We start from the raw sequence: 265 nt of genomic DNA on the forward strand, positions 1-265 counted from the left end.
GGCGCGGGTATCGACGGAATAGAAGTTGCGGCCCGTAGGCAGCACGTCGGGACGTCCGCGCGACGGCGAGCCGCTCGGGCCGGGCGGGACGAAGCGCCCTTCGAGTCCGCGCTTCAGGTGCATCAGTTCGTGTGGGCCGCATGCGTCGAGACGCGGCAGGATATCGTCGCGCAATCGTTCGAGCACGCGCGCCGCTTGTGGCAGTTCACTTACGGTCGCGATTGCGGCGGGCGTAGCGCCTGGCGACATCCCGCACATATCATCG

Annotated in this window: 1 protein-coding gene; it reads right to left on the reverse strand. The window is 67.9% G+C overall.

Annotation, left to right across the window (positions count from 1 at the left end; all coding sequences use genetic code 11):
• Positions 1 to 265, reverse strand: a 265-nt coding sequence (locus SB753_RS37980) for a cobaltochelatase subunit CobN (RefSeq protein ID WP_410805277.1), incomplete at both ends; no start/stop codon positions are given.

The organism is Paraburkholderia sp. SIMBA_053, assembly GCF_046534895.1.
Classification (GTDB): domain Bacteria; phylum Pseudomonadota; class Gammaproteobacteria; order Burkholderiales; family Burkholderiaceae; genus Paraburkholderia; species Paraburkholderia caledonica.